Genomic DNA, 17,605 nt, shown 5'->3' with positions numbered 1-17,605 from the left:
GTTTCAGACGGCCTTTTAACGGCTTTCGGAAACGTCATTCCCGCGAAGGCGGGAACGGCCTTATTGTCCGCGTAAAAACAGGGCGTCTAGGTCTTTCAGGGTCAGTTTCACCCAGGTGGGGCGGCCGTGGTTGCACTGGTTGCTGCGCGGGGTGTTTTCCATGTCGCGCAGCAGGGCGTTCATTTCCGGCAGGGTGAGGCGGCGGCCGGCGCGTACCGAGCCGTGGCAGGACATGGTGGCGAGCAGGCGGTTTTCGTAAGCTTCGACGGCCTGCGAGGCGCCGACTTGGGCGAATTCGCGCAGCATGTCGCGGGCGAGGCTTTCGATGTCGGCTTTGCCGAGCATTTGCGGCACGGTGCGCACGGCGATGCGGTTTTCGCCGATGGCGGAGAGGTCGAGGCCGAAGGCGCGCAATTCGTCGCCGTGGTCGGCGAGGGCGGCGGTTTCTTCGCGGGTGGCGGCAAAGGAAACGGGGATGAGCAGCGGCTGGCTGTTCAGACGGCCTTGCGCGTCGCGCTGGCGTTTCATTTTTTCGTAATTCACGCGTTCGGCGGCGGCGTGCATGTCGATCAGCAGCAGGCTGTCGGCGGCTTGGGCGAGGATGTAGATGTCGAGCAGCTGGGCGATGGCGAAGCCGAGCGGGTGTTCGGGGAGGCCGTCTGAAACGCTGTCGGCAGGCGCGGGCTGGTTTTCAGACGGCCTGCCGAAGCGCTGCTGTTCCAATTCGGCCAGTTCGCGGTCGTCGTGCGGGCTCTTGCGGTAGAGTTCGGCGTAGGTGTCGAGGGCGCGGCGGCTTTCGTTGAGGCTGAGGCTGCGCTGCTGCGGCACGCGGGCGGCGGGGGTGTAGGCGGCGGGCACGCTTTTGCCGGAGGACGCGGGCGGGGCGGCGTTGAGACCGTCTGAAAGGGCGGAGGACGGGCTTTCAGACGGCCTCTCGGCCACGCCCATGATTTGGTGCAGCACGGCGCCGGCGTTGCCGACGCTTTCGGTGCGGTCGGCGCGGGTGTCGGCCAGCACTTTGTCGAGGCTGTGGAAGATAAATTGGTGGACGGCGGCGCTGTCGCGGAAGCGGATTTCGGTTTTGGCGGGGTGGACGTTGACGTCTACAGCCTCGGGCGGCAGTTCGAGAAAGAGGACGAAGGCGGGGGTGAGGGCGTGGTGCAGCACGTCGCGGTAGGCCTGTTTGACGGCGTGCAGCATGACTTTGTCGCGCACGAAGCGGCGGTTGACGAAGCAGTATTGCTGCGCGCTTTTGCCTTTGGCGAAGGTGGGTTTGGCAATCAGGCCGCGCAGGCCCATGCCGCCTGCGGCGGCGGAGACGGGCAGGGAGGCCGTCTGAAAATCGGCGCCGAGCACGGCGGCCACGCGCTCTTCGAGGCTTTGCGGCGGGTAGGCAAACAGGGTTTTGCCGTCGCGTTTGAAGGTGAAGGCCACGGCGGGATTGGCGAGGGCGAGGCGTTCGACAACGGCGGCGCAGTGGGCGTTTTCGGTAGCGTCGGATTTGAGGAATTTGCGGCGGGCGGGGGTGTTGAAGAAGAGGTCGGCCGCTTCCACCGTCGTGCCTTCGGGATGGGCGGCGGCGGACACGGCGGAGAGGGCGCCGTCTTCGGCGCGGATTTGGTTGGCGTGCGCTTGGCCGCTTTGGCGGCTGGTGAGGGTGAGGCGGCTGACGGAGGCGATGCTGGCCAGCCCTTCGCCGCGAAAACCCATGCTGGCGACGTGTTGCAGATCGCCGAGGCTGGCGATTTTGCTGGTGGCGTGGCGCGACAGGGCAAGGGGCAGGTCGTCGGGGTGGATGCCCGTGCCGTTGTCGGTGACGCGCAGCAGTTTGACGCCGCCCGCACCGGCCTCCGCTTCGATCGCCGTCGCGCCCGCGTCGAGGCTGTTTTCGATGATTTCTTTGAGTGCGGCGGCTGGACGCTCGACCACTTCGCCGGCGGCAATTTGGTTGACGAGGTGGTCGGGCAGGGCGGCTATGCGGGACATGGCGGGGGCTCGTTCGGTGGGAAAAGGCGGCATTATAAGGCAAAGGGCGATGAGGCCGTTCCCGCGTAGGCGGGAACGGCCTGTTCTTTCGGTTTTGCGTCAGTCTTTGCGGCCGAGAAAACGCTGGATTTTCGCGCCGAGTTTGAGCACCTGCGCCAGTGTGCCGGCGGGGAGTTTGATCATTTCGCGCGTCCAGCCGGTGGCTATGTCCATAAATTCCTGCGTGTCGCGGATGCGTTTTTGCACCTGCTCGTTTTCCTGCGCGAACTCGGGCGTGGCCATCAGCTCGTTGAGAAAGTGCAGGGTGGGCTCGATTTCGCGCTGCTGGCGCTGCTCGACGATGGTTTTCACCAGCACCCACACGTCGTCGGAGGTGGTGAAATAGTCGCGGCGGTCGCCGAGCTGGTGCACGGTCTGCACCAGTTTCAGGCTTTGCAGCTCTTTGATGCTGTTGCTGACGTTGGAGCGGGCGACGGAGAGGGTTTCGCTGATTTCTTCGGCGTTCATCGGTCGGCCGATGATGTAGAGCAGGGCGTGGATTTGCGCCACGGTGCGGTTGACGCCCCATTTGGAGCCCATTTCGCCCCAGTGGAGCACGAATTTCTGCGTGGTCGGATTCAGTTTCATGGCGCGCATTATTGGATTTTTGCAAATTTCCGTCAAGACAGAAACGGAGTGCGCCGCTATAATCCGCGCCGTTTTGCCAACCCGTTTTTGGAGTCCCAACCGTGAACATCCGCATCATCGACCACCCCCTCGTCCGCCACAAACTCGCGCTGATGCGCGAGGCCGACTGCAGCACCTACAAATTCCGCACCCTCACCGGCGAGCTGGCGCGGCTGATGGCCTACGAGGCCAGCCGCGATTTCGCTACCGAAACCTACACCCTGCAAGGCTGGTGCGGCGAAATCGAAGGCGAGCGCATCAAGGGCAAAACGATTACCGTCGTGCCCATCCTGCGCGCGGGGCTGGGCATGCTCGACGGCGTGCTCGATCTGATTCCCACCGCCAAAATCAGCGTCGTCGGCCTGCAACGCGACGAAGAAACGCTCAAACCCGTGTCCTATTTTGAAAAATTCGTCAGCAAAATGAACGAGCGCCCCGCGCTGATTATCGACCCCATGCTGGCCACCGGCGGCTCGATGGTGGCCACCATCGACCTTTTGAAGGCCAAAGGCTGCACCAACATCAAAGCGCTGGTACTCGTTGCCGCGCCCGAAGGCGTGAAACTGGTAAACGACGCGCATCCCGACGTTACCATCTACACCGCCGCCCTCGACAGCCACCTCAACGAAAACGGCTACATCATCCCCGGCCTGGGCGACGCGGGCGACAAGATTTTCGGCACGAAATAAACATTCCGTTTTCCCAACCCGACGCAAAAAAGGAACTCCCATGAGTTTTCAAGACCATCTCGCCGCCATGCCCGACATCGCCCATCTTTCGGGCTTGAACGTCCTCGACGCGGCAGGCAATACCGTCCACCACATCCCCGCCGCCCCCGGCAAGCTCGGTTCGCTCAAACTCTACAACGCGCTGGCACAGGAATTTTCCGGCCGTCTGAACGCCGCAGCCGCCGCACGCGGACTGGAGCTGTTTGCCGAACACACCGCCGACGCCCGAGCCAACCCCGGCAAGCACCCGAATATCGACCTGCTGTTTAAAGTACGCGCGGAAAACTTGGATTTGCGCTTCGAACCGCTGGCGCAGTAAACGCGGTTTGCCGAAGCGGAAAGGCCGTCTGAAAGCCCCGGGTTTGGGTTTTCAGACGGCCTTTTGCCGTGTGTTTTAGCGGTATTTTTTCTGGCAGTCGAAGCAGTAGATGCGGTTTTGGAAAAGGGCTTTGCGACTCCAACAGTAGCGGGCGGCGTTTTCGCTGACGCTTTTGCGGCAGTCGGCGCAAAAGTAGCGTTTCTGCGCGGCAGCGGCTTGCTGCGTGTCCGGCGCGGCCTGTGCCGGTACGGTTTGCACAGGCGGCTCAGTCTGTGCGGGCGGGCTTGGCGGCGCGGCCTGCGGAGCGGAATTTTGCGGCTGTGGCTGTGGCGCGGCCTGCACGGGCGGGACATGAAGCGCGGCGGGTTCGCTGATGCCGAAACGGGCTTTCCAGTTGTATTTGGACGGGCGGTGGAAAGAGGCGAGGTATTCGGCAAATTCGTATAGCGTTTCGCGGGAAATGGTTTTCATAACAGCAAGACTGCCCGCAATGCTCACCTCATCGATGTCCTTCTCGACTCTTTTGCGGACTTGTTCGCTTTTGATGATTCTGTCTAAATACTTCACGTTTTTGCCGTTTTGCGGACGGTGGATTTGCGCCGAGTTGCCGATCAGGATTAAGTGGTAAAAGGCGGGCTTCATACGCAAGCCCAAACGGGTCGGTACGGCAATTTCGCCGTCGTCGAACATCTTTTTCAACAGCAGGCGGTGGCGCTCGTTTTGCTCGATAGGCGAAGGCATTCCGTATGTTTTGCCTTCATACAGATAGGAAAATTCGCCGTTTTCGTTGATGGCGACGCCTTCGTTGAAATTTTTGCTTTCGCAGATGTAGATTTCCATCATGCGGTTGAGCAGCAGATGGTCTATCTGTGCCACTCTGCCTTCGTATTCCACGCGGAAATCGTGGATAACCGCCCAGTTTTTGGAAGGATTGCCAAAATGAAAGTCGATATGGTAAGCGGCCTCTTTCTCCCCCGCCATGCCCGCGTGGATTTTACGGATTTCCGTTTTGATTTTCCGCTTGGTCGGCTCATCGACGTAGGGCAGTGCCAGCAGGGCGGTGAGTTCTTCTATATCTTGGTTTCGGTTTTCCGCGTGTTTGATGATCATGGTTTTTTGCTTGCAAACAAAGGTTGACGGCTGCGGCCGCCTTTTCAGACGGCCTGAAAAAGCCGCGATTATACCGTTTTGCGTAAAGACGGGTTGCCGTGCGTTAAGCGCAGGCAGGCGGGCTGCTATAATCGCGGCCTTTTTAGGCCGTCTGAAACAACATGGATTTTCCCAAAGCCTTCGCCCTGCTCGGGCCTACCGCTTCCGGCAAAACCGGCCTTGCGCTGCGGCTGGCAGAGCGTTTTCCCGTTGAAATCGTCAGCCTCGATTCCGCGCTGGTATACAAAGGAATGGACATCGGCACGGCCAAGCCGTCTGCCGCCGAGCTGGCCGCCGTGCCGCACCATCTGATCGACATTGTCACGCCGCTGCAAACGTACAGCGCGGCGGAGTTTGCGGCGGACTGCCTGCGCCTGTGCCGCGAGATTGCCGCGCGCGGGCGGCTGCCGCTGATTGTCGGCGGCACGATGATGTATTTCCACGCGCTGACGGGCGGGCTGAACGATCTGCCCGCTGCCGATCCCGCCGTGCGCGCGCAGTTGCAGGCGGAGAAGGCGGCGCACGGTCTGGCCGCGCTCTACCGCCGTTTGCAGGCGGCCGACCCCGCCACCGCCGCCCGTTTGCAGCCGTCCGACAGCCAACGCATCGAGCGCGCGTTGGAAGTGCTGATGCTGACGGGCAGGCCGCTGGGCGAACATCTGGCCGTTCAGACGGCCTACCGCCTGCCGCTGGATTTGCACACCTTCGCCCTGGTTCCGCACGAGCGCGCCCGTCTGCACGAGGCCATTGCTGCGCGTTTCCAAGCGATGCTGGACGCGGGTTTGGTTGACGAAGTGCGCCGCCTGCAAAGCGGATATCCCGCGCTGACGGCGGAACACAATTCCATGCGCTGCGTCGGCTACCGTCAGGCCTGGGACTATCTGGCGGGCGCGTGCGGCTACGCGGAATTTGCCGAACGCGGCACGGCGGCGACGCGCCAGCTTGCCAAACGCCAGCTCACCTGGCTGCGCAAAATCCCCGCCGACACCGCCGCCGACCCCTACGGCGCGGCCGATGTTTTTCAGACGGCCTATGAGGCGGCGGCGCGGCATTTTGGCTGTTGAGCATTTGAGGCCGTTCCCGCCTGTACCCCTTCGGGGCATCAACGCGGGAATGGCGTTTCTGAAAACCCGCCGTGCAAACAAACCCCCGAGGCCGTCTGAAAGCCTCAAAACGATTTTCAGAAACGTCATTCCCGCGTAGGCGGGAACGGCCTCCCGCTTTATTTGACGGAGAAAAAACCATGTCCCCAACCCCTCTGCCCGCCGCGCCGCTCAAACGCCGTTTTGCCGCGCTGGTGTATGAAAGCCTGCTTATCGGCGCGGTGACCTGCGCCGCCTTTGTGCCCGCAGGCATCATCGCCCTGTTTCTCAACCGCGTCTCGCCGCCGCTCTCCGCGCTTGCCGTGTCGCTGGTGCTGGTTTATGCGTGGTGGCTGTATTTCAAAACCAACTGGCACAAAAAAGGACAGACGCTGGCGATGCGCGTGTGGCGCATCGGTTTGGCCGACGGCGCGGGCAATCCGCCGCCGCTCGCCCTGCTGCGCCTGCGCTTTATCTGGGCGTGCGTGTTTCTGGTTTTCGTGCCGCTGCTGGCTTATGCCGCGCTGCGTCAGGGCATGGGCGTGCCGCCGAAGGCAGCGTTGGGCGCGGCGCTCTGTTGGTGGATACTGCCGTGGGGTTTTGCCCTGTTTAACGCCGAGCGCCGCTTTCTCTACGATTATCTGGCGGGCACGCGGCTGACGGATGTGAAGGCCGTCTGAAAGCGCGGCTTCAACGAAGTTAAAACAGGCCGTCTGAATGTTTCAGACGGCCTCAAACGCAGATTTGGAAAGGAAACGTCATGGTGCAACCGCAATCGCGTTGGCTGCCAATTTTGCTGGCGGTGTGCATTTTCATGCAGATGCTCGATGCCACGGTGCTGAACACGGCGCTGCCGCAGATGGCGGCCGATTTGCACCAGAGCGCGCTGAATATGCAGTCGGCGGTGATTTCCTACGCGCTGACGCTGGCGCTGTTTATGCCGCTGAGCGGTTATCTGACCGACCGCTACGGCACGAAAAAAGTGTTTTCCGTGTCGATGGCGCTGTTTGTGTTCGGTTCGCTGCTGTGCGCCGCCGCGCCGAATCTGCCGCTTTTGGTGTTCGCGCGGGTGGTGCAGGGTTTGGGCGGGGCGATGATGGTGCCCGTGCCGCGTCTGATTGTGCTGCGGGCGTATGACAAGGCCGAGTTGTTGGAGCGGCTGAACTTTATCGTGATGCCCGCGCTGTTGGGGCCGATAGTCGGGCCGCTGGTGGGCGGCTATCTGGTGGAATATGCCAGCTGGCATTGGGTGTTTCTGATTAACGTGCCCATCGGTTTGGCGGGCATTGCGCTGGCCGCGAAAATCATGCCCGATTTTTACGCGGCCGACGGCGGCAAACCGCATTTCGATTTGATCGGTTTTCTGCTTTTCGGCGCGGCGGCGGTAGGCTTGAGCCTGGCGGTGGAAATGCTGACGCACCCGGGCGCGCGGCTGTTTTCCGCCGTGTGCGCCTCGGGCGGCCTGGCGGCGGGCGCGCTTTATTGGCGGCACGCGCGGCACGACGGCGACGCTGCCCTCTATCCGCCGCGCCTGCGCCTGGTACGCACTTTCCGCTTGGGCATTTTGGGCAATCTGGTGAGCAGGCTGGGCATGGGCGCGATGCCGTTTCTGATGCCGCTTTTGTTGCAGGTGGTGTTTGCCCGCAGTGCCAGCACCGCAGGCTGGACGCTTGCCCCCGTCGCCCTGGCCGCGCTGCTGACCAAGCCGCTGGTCAAGCCCGTGGTGGGGCGTTTCGGCTACCGCACCGTGCTGGTGTGGAATACGCGCATCATCGGCCTGCTGATTATGGCGATGGCGCTGGTGACCGCCTCCACGCCGTTGTGGCTGCTCGTGCCCGCGCTGTTTTGTCTGGGCATGTGCAATTCGCTGCAATATTCGGCAATGAACACGCTGACGCTGGCCGATTTGCGCCCGCAGATGGAAGGCAGCGGCAACAGCCTGATGGCCGTGAACCAGCAGCTTGCCATCGGCTTCGGCATCGCCCTGGGCGCGCTGCTGCTCAATTTTTACGGCGGCGAACTGCGGGGCGATATGCACCGCGCCTTCCGCCTCACTTTCGTGTCCATCGGCGCGGTGACCTTCTGCGCGGGCTGGGTGTTCGCCTTCCTGCACCCGAACGACGGCGGCAATCTGGTGCACGGCGCGGAAAAGGCCGTCTGAAAGCGGGGTTTGAGAAGCCGATCGGGGCGCGAAATGCGGGCAATCGCGCCGTGTCGCAGATGGCGGACGGGTTCTTGTGCTAGTATGCGCCCCGTTTCACACAGAAAGGATAAACGGATGAACCGTCTCACCGCACTCTTGACCGGCATTTGGCTGGGTATGCAGATTATGGCCGGCTATGTTGCCGGCCCGATACTGTTCGAGCAGATCGAACGCCAAACCGCCGGCAATATTGCAGGCACGCTGTTTGCCGTGAACAACTGGTTCGGCATGGCCGCATGGCTCTTGGCCTGGTTTGCCGCAGGCGGCCGGCGCGAACGCGGCTTCGGCCACGGCGGCCGCAGCATCGCGCCGAAATTCATCATCCTGCTGCTGGTGCTGCTGGCGGCCAACCAGTTCCTGTTCGCCCCCGTTATCGCCGCCCATAAAACCGGTGCATCGCATTGGCTGCTGTCGCTGGCGGGCGGCTCGTTCGGTATGTGGCACGGCGTTTCCAGCATCATCTATCTGGTCTGCACCCTGATCGGCGCAGGGCTGCTGCTGCGCTATCTGAGCTTTGCCAAACATTAAGGCTCTTGTCGAAAGGACGTTCCCGCATTGATGCCCAAAGGGGTACGGGCGGGAACGGCTTTTGTATGTTTGAGGCCGTCTGAAAAACCGGTTTTCGGCTTTTCAGACGGCCTCTTTGTTTATGGCCTAGGGGTTGTTGACATTCAGCTTGCGAAGCGGTTTTTTGAGGAAAAATTCGCGGATGCAAGGAAAAAAGCACAGCAAGATTGGACATCTTGCGAGCATTTTTGACGCGGCAGGCGCGGATTTTTACCAGAAACACCGCCGCAAGGCTGATTGTCAACACGCCCTAGGGTGTGTTGACATTCAACATTTTGGCAGCTTTTGCGTCCTAAAACGGCATCTGCTGCGTTAAAAACACTCGCCAATGGACGGCATTGGCTCGCGTTTTCGCCTTGCATCTGCCATTTTATGCCGCAAAATCCGCTTCAAAAGTTGAATGTCAACACACCCTAGGGCATGGCGTATTTTTGATTGGTGTAGCGTTTTTTGCCTGCGCGGCCGCTTAACACGGCTTGGATTTCCCACACGCCGTTTTGTTCGGCAGCGCGGTTGAAGGTGATTTTGGCTTCCAGACTGGTGTGGCTGTTTTGGCAGTGGCGCTTTTCCGCTCCTGTGTATTCGTTGCAGTCGCCATACATGCCGCCGTTGTCGCTGCCCTCATGAATATCGCTGTGGGCAACGCCGTTGTTGTCGGTAAAGATAAAGAACCGTACGGTGTCGGTGACGCCTTGGTTGGTGTAGCCGCTTTGGGCTTGGTAGCCCCAGTTTTGCCTGCCCACCTGTACAAACCGCCATTCCTGCGGGGGTTTGCCCTATGCGCCGATTTCGTTTCTGCCGTGTTGTTTGAGCGCCCATGTGCCGCCTGTTTTTTCCAATACAAAGAGTTCGGCAAGCCCCGGTGCGGCGTGGCTGTCGTCTTTACGTTTTTTGCGGGTGTCGTAGGCGGAGCCTGTGTAGAGCACGTAGCGGGTGGTTTTGCCGTTGCGGTTGACGGTATGCGCGGCGGCGGGCTTCATGCAGTAGGCGAAGTTTTCGGGCTGCTCGTAGCTGCCTTTGGGCGGGGCGGTGAGTTGGCACTTTTGCGCGGGCAGGGGGCGGTTGTAGTGCCGCTCGATAAGCTTGCGGACAGTTTCGCCGTCTGTGTCGGGAGCAGCGGCGGCGAAGGCGGGGAGCAGGACGATGGCGAGGAGGGTGTGTTTCATGGTTTTCCTTTGTAACGAGTGGGATGAATCGGTGGCGCAGCCTCGTGGTTTTCCGTTTGTGCCGTTTTTGTGTTTTCACTTCGTTGAAGCTGCGTTTTCAGACGGCCTCACGCGGGATTTTGGCAAACAGGCGGAAGAAGTTTTCTGTGGTGGCTCGGGCGATGTTTTCGAGGGTGTCGCCGCGCAGTTCGGCGACGAATCCGGCGGTGTGGCGCACATAGGCCGGTTCGTTGGGTTTGCCGCGTTTGGGCACGGGGGCGAGGAAGGGGGAGTCGGTTTCCACCAGCATTCTGTCGAGGGGGACGTAGCGGGCGGCTTCTTGGATGGCGGCGGCGTTTTTGAAGGTGACGATGCCGGAGAAGGAGATGTAGAAGCCCAAATCGAGAGCGAGGCGGGCGACGCGCACGTCTTCGGTAAAACAGTGGATAACGCCGGCGTGTGCCTGGTGTTCGCGCAGCAGGCGCATGGTGTCGTCGGCGGCGTCGCGGGTGTGGATGATGAGGGGTAGGCGGCTTTGGTTGGCGGCTTCGATGTGGGTAATGAAGCGGCGGTGCTGCCATTGCAAATCGCCTTTGCACCAGTGGTAGTCGAGGCCGGTTTCGCCGATGGCGGCGACTTTGGGCAGGGCGGCGCGCTCGACGAGTTCTTCAAATGTGAATTCTTCGGCTGCGGGGTCGTCGGGGTGGATGCCGACGCTGGCGTAGATGTTGGCGTGCTCTTGTGCGATGGCGTGCACTTCTTCAAAGCTTTGGCGGCTGACGCTGACGGCCAGGGCGAGGGCGACTTGGTTTTCGGCCATGTTGGCAAGCACTTCGGGCAGGCGGTTGGCGAGGCCGTCGAAATTGAGGTGGCAGTGGGAGTCGATAAGCTGCATGGGAATGTGGGCGTGAAAAGGCCGTCTGAAAGGGTTTCAGACGGCCTGTGTGTTACAGGGTGAAGGTGACGCGGTCGCTTTTGAGGGCGGTGCCGAGCTGTTTTTCAATCAGGTTTTTGGTGGCGATGGAGATTTCGTCTTTGCCGAAGGCAACACCGATGCCGCGCGGGCGAACGGGGGTGGAGCGGGCGAAGTTGATCCAGGCGACGTTGGTGCGCAGGAATTTTTTTTCCTGGCTGTTGCCCAGCGACAGGGCGAGCAGCACTTCGTCGCCGAGGGAGAATTTGTCTTCGGTGGTGACGAACAGGCCGCCGTGCTCCAAGAAGGGGATGTAGCAGTTGTAGAGCGACTGGCGGTCGGGGATGTGCAGGTTGATCATTTTGCCCGGAATAGGGATGTCGGTGGGCTTGCTGAAATCGAAATTGGGGTTGGCTGCCATGATGTTTTCCTATCGGTTATTTGTTCTGCCAGAAATGCAGGTATTCGGTGAGTAAAAATTCGAGCTGCATTTTAACACTTAATGTGTGGCGGCCGTAAGGGACGAGGCTGTTCAGACGGCCTGTGAGGGCGAAGAGGGCGTGCGGCGCGGTGCGTGCGGCAATGGCGGCGGATTGGGCGGCGAAGGCGGGGTAGTAGAGCGGCGGCATGTTCTGCTGCGCCAGTCCGACGTCGAGCAGCCATTTTTGCAGCCAGTCGAGGAACACGGCCAGCGGCAGCTTGTGTTTGTCGAAGGCGGCGGCGTAGTCGAGGGCGGCGATCAGGCGCGGGGCGGACAAGAGTTGCAGCAGTTCGCCGCGCAGGGCGGTTTGTTCTGCGCCGTCGTCGAACAGGGGGGCGCCGCTGTGGAAGGCGAGCAGTTCTTCGGCGTGCTGCGGATGGCGTTCGCGCACATAGGCCAGCGCGGCGGCACGCTCGGGCGAGTTCAGGATGATTTGGCGGCAGCGGCTTTTGACGGTGGGCAGCAGGCGGTCGCGCTCGTGGGAAACCAGCAGGAAAACGACGCCCTCGGGCGGCTCTTCGAGAATTTTCAGCAGGGCGTTGGCCGATTGCGCGTTCATGCTTTCGGCGGGATGAACCAGTACCACGCGCCGCCCGCCGCGTACGGAGGTGAGGCGGACGTGTTCGATTACATCGCGCACGGCGTCGATTTTGATTTGCAGCAGTTTGCGCCCGACGGCTTCGCCTTCGGGGATTTCGGGGGTGAGTTCGTAGAAGTCGGGATGGCTGTTTTGCGCGAACAGGTGGCAGGAGGGGCATTGCCCGCAGGCTTCGTATGCCGCGCCGCTGTTTTCGCACAGCAGGCTTTGGGCGAGGTGGCGGGCGAAGGCTGTTTTGCCGGTGTTTTCCTTGCCGGAGAAGAGCAGGGCGTGCGGCAGCTGCTGCCGGTGTTCTGCGAGGCTGCGCCAGTCGGATTCGTGCCAGGGATAAATCATGTGCGCTCGGGCGGGCGGAAAAAGGAGGCGCATTATAACGGGTTTGCCTGCCTTGTGTCGGGCGCATGGGAAAGGCCGCCTGAACGGTTTCAGACGGCCTCAAAATAAGAAAATTCAGTTGGAAACGTTGATGGCGGCGTTTACCGTGCCGCTTTGCTGGGTGTTGTTGGCGGTGAGGAAGGACGATGCCAGGTCGGTGCAGCAGCCGCAGCAGGTGGCGACGCCCAGCTGGGCTTGCAAATCGCCGAGGGTGCTGGCGCCGGCGGCGACGGTTTCTTTGATTTGGTGGTCGGTAACCGCATTGCAGATGCAGACGAACATGATGGTTTTCCTGTGGTAAGCGTGTCGTTGTTAAATAGGATTAAATTGTGTTCGCGAATATAAATGGAAACGCTTTGTGTTGCAAGCTGTCGGAATGTAAAGGCATGCGGCTTGAGGCGGAGTGTTTGGCGGGAAACGGTTTTTACTCAACGGCAGCCGCTGCGGCATATGCGGTTTGAAGGCCGTCTGAAACGGCAGGTTTCTGACGGCCTTTTGCGCGGCTGAGGCCGTCTGAAAAGACAGGCGGCCTGCGTTTTTGGCTTTTTTGGCGTTTCGTTTTCGGAAACGTCATTTAACGGGCGGCGAGTTTGACCAGCCACAAGCCCGCCGCTGTGAGCAGGAGCGAGCCTGCGAGGTGGAGGAGGGCGGTGGCGAGGGCGGGGAGGTAGCGCTGCTGTTGCAGCATGGCGACGATTTCGAGGGAGAAGCCCGAGAAGGTGGTGAGGCTGCCGAGCAGGCCGGTGACAAACCACAGCTTCCAGTAGGGCGGCAGGGCGGGGACGAGTTCGGACACGCCCGCCGCGATACCGATCAGCAGTGCACCGATCCAGTTGGCAGCGAGAGTGGCATAGGAGAGGGGTTGGGGCAGGGCGGCGAGCCACAGGCCGAGCAGCCAGCGTGCCGACGCGCCGAGTGCCGCGCCGCAGCAGACAGCCAGAAGTTGGGGCAGGAAAGATGCGTTCACGGTTGGTTTTCAGACGGCCAGATGCTGTTGCTGCGGCGCAGGTAGCGGTTATCGTCGAAGGTAGCCAGAAGATGCGGTTTGAAGGCGACGAACACGGCGGCGAAGAGGCCGGTGAGGAAGGCTTCGCCCCAGCCGAGCAGGAAGAAGACGGGGAAAGACTGCGTGCGCAGGTCGGCATCGGCAAAGGCGGGCGACTGCGACACGAGGGCGAGCACGGCGGCACCCGTTGCCAGCATGCCCAGCGCGGCGGCGAAAAAGCCGTTGACGAAGATATAAAGGAAGAGGTTGGGCGGCAGGAAGCGGCGTTCGGCGAAACGCAAACCGGCCGACACCGCCGCCGCAGGCAGCGTCAGCGCCAGCGCGTTCAGCGGCAGCACCGCCAGATCGGCCGCGCCCGCGTTCAGCAGCATATGCGGCAGCAAAAACAGCGAAACCAGCCACAACACCGCCGGCGCCCCGATCATCAGGCAGCCGAGCGTCACGCCGAGCAGATGGTAGTGCAGGCCGCTGCCCGTGCCCGCGTCCAGCGACCAGAACACGGCGAAAAAACACAAAAGCACGCCGAAAGCCTGCGGCCGGCCGCGCAGCACGCGCAACGCGGGGCGGGCGGCGGCGCACAGGCAGCAAAAGAGGATGAAACAGGCGGCGGCCGCGGGGGCGGCGGCGAACCATTCGGCGTGAAAATCCATGACGGTTTCGGCAGTTGCGGCAAAAAGGGCGCGCATTATAGCCCAAACGCCGCAAAGTTTCTGTCTGCGGCGAAACGCGTTAAAATGCCGCCGTTTACCCAATCTTTACGGAAAGCCGCCAGCCTATGTTTTGGATTGCCGCCAGCCTGTTTCTGCTCGCCGCCCTCGCCGCCCTGCTCGGCTGGCGCTTCTACCTCGACCGCGAATGGCAGCGCGAACTGCGCTACTACAACCGCCACGAAGGGGAGAGGCCGTCTGAAAACGGCAGCGGCGGCCGCACGGCCAAAGCGCTTTACGGCGCCGCCCCCAATCTGAACAACAGCCGCAGCCGCAGCCGCGCCGCCGACGAAAGCCGCGCCGTGTACGAGCGCACGGTGGAGAAGCTGCGCGAAGTTTCGCCCAAACGCTACCGCCGCCTCAACGCCGCCGCGCAGTCCGAAGAAGAAGGCGGGCGCCGTTTTGACGATTTGCCGATTTTCTCCGCCGCCCGCGAAGAGTCGGACGACACTGTTTTTCAGACGGCCTCCGTGTCCGAGGAGCAGCCCCCTCGGCAAAGCGAACCGACGGGGAGAACGGCAGCACAGCGGCCGTCTGAAAACCCTGTTGCCTCGTCGGATACGGACGCAGCGGAGCAGGCGGAACAGGCTGCGGCAGACGCTCAGGCCGAATCCGCAGAGCGCGAGCGCCTCGTTTCCCCGCCCGAAGATGAAGACCCGCCCCCGCACGCGCCCGCGCCTGACGCGGAAGTGATTACCGACGCCGAAATCGGCCGTTTCAAACGCAAAACCGTGCAGGAAATCATTGACGAAACCTTCGCCCACACCCACAGCGGCGGCCTGCCCGAAGACGAAGACGGCGCGGCCGCAGACGGCCTGATTGCCCCGCCCGAAGACGAAGACCCGCCGCCGCACGCGCCCGCACCCGACGCGCCCGTCATCACCGAGGCCGAAGTGGAACGCTTCAAACGCGAGCCCGCCGAAGCCATCATCGAAAAAATCAGCCCCGAACCCGAAGCCGAAACCGTGCGGCGGCCGCCACCCGACGCCGAAGTCATTACCCTCGACGACATCCGCCGCATTCAGTCCGCCGCGCAAAACCGCCGCCGCAGCCAAGCGATGCAGTCCGCCGCCGTGCGGCACGACGAAGCCTCGCTGCGCGGCACGCAGGAGCGCGCCCTGCTGCGCCGCATCGAGCGCGACAACCAAGTGTTCGCGCAGGGCATCGCCACGCCGCCCCTGCACAGCCCGTCTGAAAACACGGAATACGAAGCCGCCCGCCGCACGGGGCGCGAAGTGCAGACCATAGACGAGGGCGACATCCGCAGTAACCTGCTGCGCGGGCAGTCGGCACGCCGCCGCCCCACGGCCGATATGCTGCAAACCATGCGCCCGCACACCATCGCCGACGACGAAGTGCTGGCCAACCTGTCGCGCCGCGAAGGCAGCCCGCGCCGCCTGCGCCGCGTCAGCACGATAGAAAACGCCAGCATCCTACCCGTTGCCGCCCGTGTGTCGGCCTACGGCGGCGAAGTGGTGAAACTGCAGGCCTCGCGGCCGAAAGCGGGCAGCGCCTTGGACAACCGTTTCGCGCCTTATCCGCCGCGCAAGCGCGCCGAAGTGCCGCCGCCCGACGCCACCGTGGTCGAGCCGCCCGCCGTACCCGACACGCCGCCCTTCGGCATCGACGTACCGCCGCCCGCGTCGGTGGCCTTTTCCGCCGAAATGCTGCCGCAGCGCGAACGCGAAGAGGAAAGGCCGTCTGAAAACCCGTATGCCGCGTTTGCCGACGCCTTTGCCGAGCCGCAGGACGCGCAGGAAGGCGCTTGGGTAGACGAAGTGGATTGGGACGAGCCGCAATGGGACGAAGCGCCGCAGAGGCCGTCTGAAAACGCGCAAGACGCCTACGGAAACGGTGAAACGCACGAACAGGACGCCTACACGCACGAACCCGCGCCGCACGGGGACGAAACGCCTTTTTTTCCCGATGAGGGCGGCGCCTACCCGCTGCCCGGCCTGAACCTGCTGCACGCGCCCAGCTACAACCCCGCCGCCGCGCAAAGCGAAGAGGTGCTGCTGGAAAACAGCATTACCATCGAAGAAAAGCTGGCCGAGTTCAAAGTAAAAGTGAAAGTGCTCGACGCCTACGCCGGGCCGGTGATTACCCGTTACGAAATCGAGCCCGACGTGGGCGTGCGCGGCAACGCGGTGATGAATCTGGAAAAAGACCTCGCCCGCTCGCTGGGCGTGGCCTCCATCCGCGTGGTCGAAACCATCCCCGGCAAAACCTGCATGGGCTTGGAACTGCCCAATCCGAAACGCCAGATGATACGCCTGAGCGAAATTTTCGATTCGCCCGCGTTCGCCGAATCGCCCTCCAAGCTCACGCTCGCGCTGGGGCAGGACATCACCGGCCAGCCCGTCGTCACCGACCTTGCCCGCGCGCCGCACCTCCTGGTGGCCGGTACGACCGGTTCGGGCAAATCCGTGGGCGTGAACGCCATGATTCTGTCGATGCTGTTCAAGGCCACACCCGACGACGTGCGCATGATTATGATCGACCCGAAAATGCTGGAGCTGAGCATTTACGAAGGCATCCCGCACCTGCTCGCGCCGGTGGTAACCGACATGCGCCTGGCCGCCAACGCGCTGACCTGGTGTGTGAACGAAATGGAAAAACGCTACCGCCTGATGAGCCATTTGGGCGTACGCAACCTCGCGGGCTACAACCAGAAAATCCGCGAAGAAGCCGAACGCGGCCGCAAAATCGGCAACCCCTTCAGCCTCACGCCCGACGACCCCGAGCCGCTGGAAAAACTGCCGTTTATCGTTGTAATCGTTGACGAGTTTGCCGACCTGATGATGACCGCAGGCAAAAAAATCGAAGAACTCATCGCCCGCATCACGCAAAAAGCGCGCGCGGCGGGCATCCACCTGATACTCGCCACCCAGCGCCCCAGCGTCGACGTGATTACCGGCCTGATTAAGGCCAACATCCCCACCCGCATCGCCTTCCAAGTGTCGAGCAAAATCGACAGCCGCACCATTCTCGACCAAATGGGCGCGGAAAACCTGCTCGGCCAGGGCGACATGCTGTTCCTGCCGCCGGGCACGGGCTATCCGCAGCGCGTACACGGCGCATTCGCTTCCGACGAAGAAGTACACGGCGTAGTGGAATACCTCAAACAGTTCGGCGAACCCGATTACGTCGAAGACCTGCTCACCGGCGGCGTCGGCAGCGACGACATGTTCAGCAACGCCAACGAGGGCCGCAGCAACGAAGGCGGCAGCGACCCGCTCTACGACGAAGCCGTCGCCTGCGTGATCAAAACCGGCAAAGCCACCATCTCCTCCGTGCAGCGCTATTTGAAAATTGGCTACAACCGCGCCGCCAACCTGATCGAGCAGATGGAAGCCGACGGCATCATCTCTGCCGCCGATGCCTCGGGCAAACGCACCGTCCTCGCCCGCGACAGCAGCCATTTGGACGGATAAACCAGCTCCCGCTGGCACCGCTTCGGGGTGTAAATGCGGTAACAAGGTTTTTGAAAACGCAGCTTCAACGAAGGCAAAAGGCCGTCTGAAACAGAGTTTCAGACGGCCTTTAAAGTTGGGAAACCGCGTGCGTCGCGGGGCGGAAAAAACCTATTGCATACAGGCCGCGCCTGCCCGTTTTTGCTGTCGTCAGTATACCGTCGGGTTTTGCCGTTTGACGGTTTTCCAAGCTGATTCGCCGCGGGC

General features: G+C 62.0%; 18 protein-coding genes. 7 read left to right on the top strand and 11 right to left on the bottom strand.

Annotated elements, in window-relative coordinates:
• Positions 1–60: 60 nt before the first annotated feature.
• Positions 61–1,986 carry a DNA mismatch repair endonuclease MutL gene (gene mutL / locus ACG2K1_RS07650; RefSeq protein WP_395428660.1) on the bottom strand — a complete coding sequence of 642 codons (1,926 nt, stop codon included), beginning with the start codon at positions 1,984–1,986 and terminating at the stop codon, positions 61–63.
• Between the two features lie 99 nt (positions 1,987–2,085).
• Complete coding sequence (locus tag ACG2K1_RS07645) at positions 2,086–2,613, bottom strand: GbsR/MarR family transcriptional regulator (protein WP_036495442.1); 528 nt, start codon at positions 2,611–2,613, stop codon at positions 2,086–2,088.
• A gap of 101 nt (positions 2,614–2,714) precedes the next feature.
• Between ACG2K1_RS07645 and upp the strand changes: the two genes are divergently transcribed.
• Both upp and ACG2K1_RS07635 read left to right on the top strand, forming a co-directional pair.
• Positions 2,715–3,341, top strand: a complete 627-nt coding sequence (upp, locus tag ACG2K1_RS07640) for a uracil phosphoribosyltransferase (RefSeq protein WP_009425011.1) — start codon at positions 2,715–2,717, stop codon at positions 3,339–3,341.
• 40 nt (positions 3,342–3,381) lie between these two features.
• Complete coding sequence (locus ACG2K1_RS07635; RefSeq protein WP_009425211.1) at positions 3,382–3,699, top strand: DUF2322 family protein; 318 nt, start codon at positions 3,382–3,384, stop codon at positions 3,697–3,699.
• 75 nt (positions 3,700–3,774) lie between these two features.
• On the opposite strand, the gene ACG2K1_RS07630 is transcribed toward ACG2K1_RS07635, so the two are convergent.
• Positions 3,775–4,809, bottom strand: coding sequence for a nuclease-related domain-containing protein (locus tag ACG2K1_RS07630; protein ID WP_395428659.1), 1,035 nt, complete (start codon positions 4,807–4,809; stop codon positions 3,775–3,777).
• A 161-nt stretch (positions 4,810–4,970) separates the two neighbouring features.
• Here ACG2K1_RS07630 and miaA point away from each other — a divergent pair, with 161 nt between their 5' ends.
• The 4 genes from miaA to ACG2K1_RS07610 all read left to right on the top strand — a co-directional run bounded on the left by miaA (position 4,971) and on the right by ACG2K1_RS07610 (position 8,661).
• Positions 4,971–5,912 carry a tRNA (adenosine(37)-N6)-dimethylallyltransferase MiaA gene (gene miaA / locus ACG2K1_RS07625; RefSeq protein ID WP_395428658.1) on the top strand — a complete coding sequence of 314 codons (942 nt, stop codon included), beginning with the start codon at positions 4,971–4,973 and terminating at the stop codon, positions 5,910–5,912.
• A gap of 179 nt (positions 5,913–6,091) precedes the next feature.
• The gene (locus ACG2K1_RS07620; protein WP_036495517.1) at positions 6,092–6,610 is read left to right on the top strand and encodes an RDD family protein; all 519 of its coding nucleotides are present in this window, start codon (positions 6,092–6,094) and stop codon (positions 6,608–6,610) included.
• An 80-nt stretch (positions 6,611–6,690) separates the two neighbouring features.
• A complete protein-coding gene (locus ACG2K1_RS07615) occupies positions 6,691–8,091 on the top strand; it encodes an MFS transporter (RefSeq protein WP_395428657.1) in 1,401 nt (466 codons plus the stop codon).
• A 117-nt stretch (positions 8,092–8,208) separates the two neighbouring features.
• Positions 8,209–8,661, top strand: coding sequence for a DUF4149 domain-containing protein (locus ACG2K1_RS07610; protein WP_094031032.1), 453 nt, complete (start codon positions 8,209–8,211; stop codon positions 8,659–8,661).
• Positions 8,662–9,113: 452 nt separating this feature from the next.
• On the opposite strand, the gene ACG2K1_RS07605 is transcribed toward ACG2K1_RS07610, so the two are convergent.
• The 8 genes from ACG2K1_RS07605 to ACG2K1_RS07570 all read right to left on the bottom strand — a co-directional run bounded on the left by ACG2K1_RS07605 (position 9,114) and on the right by ACG2K1_RS07570 (position 13,868).
• Positions 9,114–9,443 carry a hypothetical protein gene (locus ACG2K1_RS07605; protein WP_395428656.1) on the bottom strand — a complete coding sequence of 110 codons (330 nt, stop codon included), beginning with the start codon at positions 9,441–9,443 and terminating at the stop codon, positions 9,114–9,116.
• Between the two features lie 33 nt (positions 9,444–9,476).
• Positions 9,477–9,866, bottom strand: coding sequence for a hypothetical protein (locus tag ACG2K1_RS07600; RefSeq protein WP_395428655.1), 390 nt, complete (start codon positions 9,864–9,866; stop codon positions 9,477–9,479).
• Between the two features lie 97 nt (positions 9,867–9,963).
• Positions 9,964–10,740: a TatD family hydrolase gene (locus ACG2K1_RS07595; protein ID WP_009425711.1), complete on the bottom strand. Its 777-nt coding sequence runs from the start codon at positions 10,738–10,740 to the stop codon at positions 9,964–9,966.
• Positions 10,741–10,792: 52 nt separating this feature from the next.
• On the bottom strand, positions 10,793–11,179 hold the full coding sequence (locus ACG2K1_RS07590; RefSeq protein WP_009425710.1) for a PilZ domain-containing protein: 387 nt from the start codon (positions 11,177–11,179) through the stop codon (positions 10,793–10,795).
• Positions 11,180–11,195: 16 nt separating this feature from the next.
• On the bottom strand, positions 11,196–12,173 hold the full coding sequence (gene holB / locus ACG2K1_RS07585; protein WP_395428654.1) for a DNA polymerase III subunit delta': 978 nt from the start codon (positions 12,171–12,173) through the stop codon (positions 11,196–11,198).
• Positions 12,174–12,287: 114 nt separating this feature from the next.
• A complete protein-coding gene (locus ACG2K1_RS07580) occupies positions 12,288–12,494 on the bottom strand; it encodes a (2Fe-2S)-binding protein (protein ID WP_009425708.1) in 207 nt (68 codons plus the stop codon).
• Positions 12,495–12,786: 292 nt separating this feature from the next.
• A complete protein-coding gene (gene crcB, locus ACG2K1_RS07575) occupies positions 12,787–13,179 on the bottom strand; it encodes a fluoride efflux transporter CrcB (protein ID WP_009425705.1) in 393 nt (130 codons plus the stop codon).
• Positions 13,176–13,868: an energy-coupling factor ABC transporter permease gene (locus ACG2K1_RS07570; RefSeq protein WP_036495804.1), complete on the bottom strand. Its 693-nt coding sequence runs from the start codon at positions 13,866–13,868 to the stop codon at positions 13,176–13,178. The genes crcB and ACG2K1_RS07570 overlap by 4 nt, the downstream gene beginning before the upstream one ends.
• A 125-nt stretch (positions 13,869–13,993) precedes the next feature.
• On the opposite strand from ACG2K1_RS07570, the gene ACG2K1_RS07565 reads away from it, so the two are divergent.
• Complete coding sequence (locus ACG2K1_RS07565) at positions 13,994–17,359, top strand: DNA translocase FtsK (RefSeq protein WP_395428653.1); 3,366 nt, start codon at positions 13,994–13,996, stop codon at positions 17,357–17,359.
• Positions 17,360–17,605: the final 246 nt, after the last annotated feature.

The sequence above is a fragment of the Neisseria sp. 23W00296 genome, assembly GCF_044772855.1.
Taxonomy (GTDB): Bacteria; Pseudomonadota; Gammaproteobacteria; order Burkholderiales; family Neisseriaceae; genus Neisseria.
This window is presented reverse-complemented; position numbering and strand designations above follow the sequence as displayed.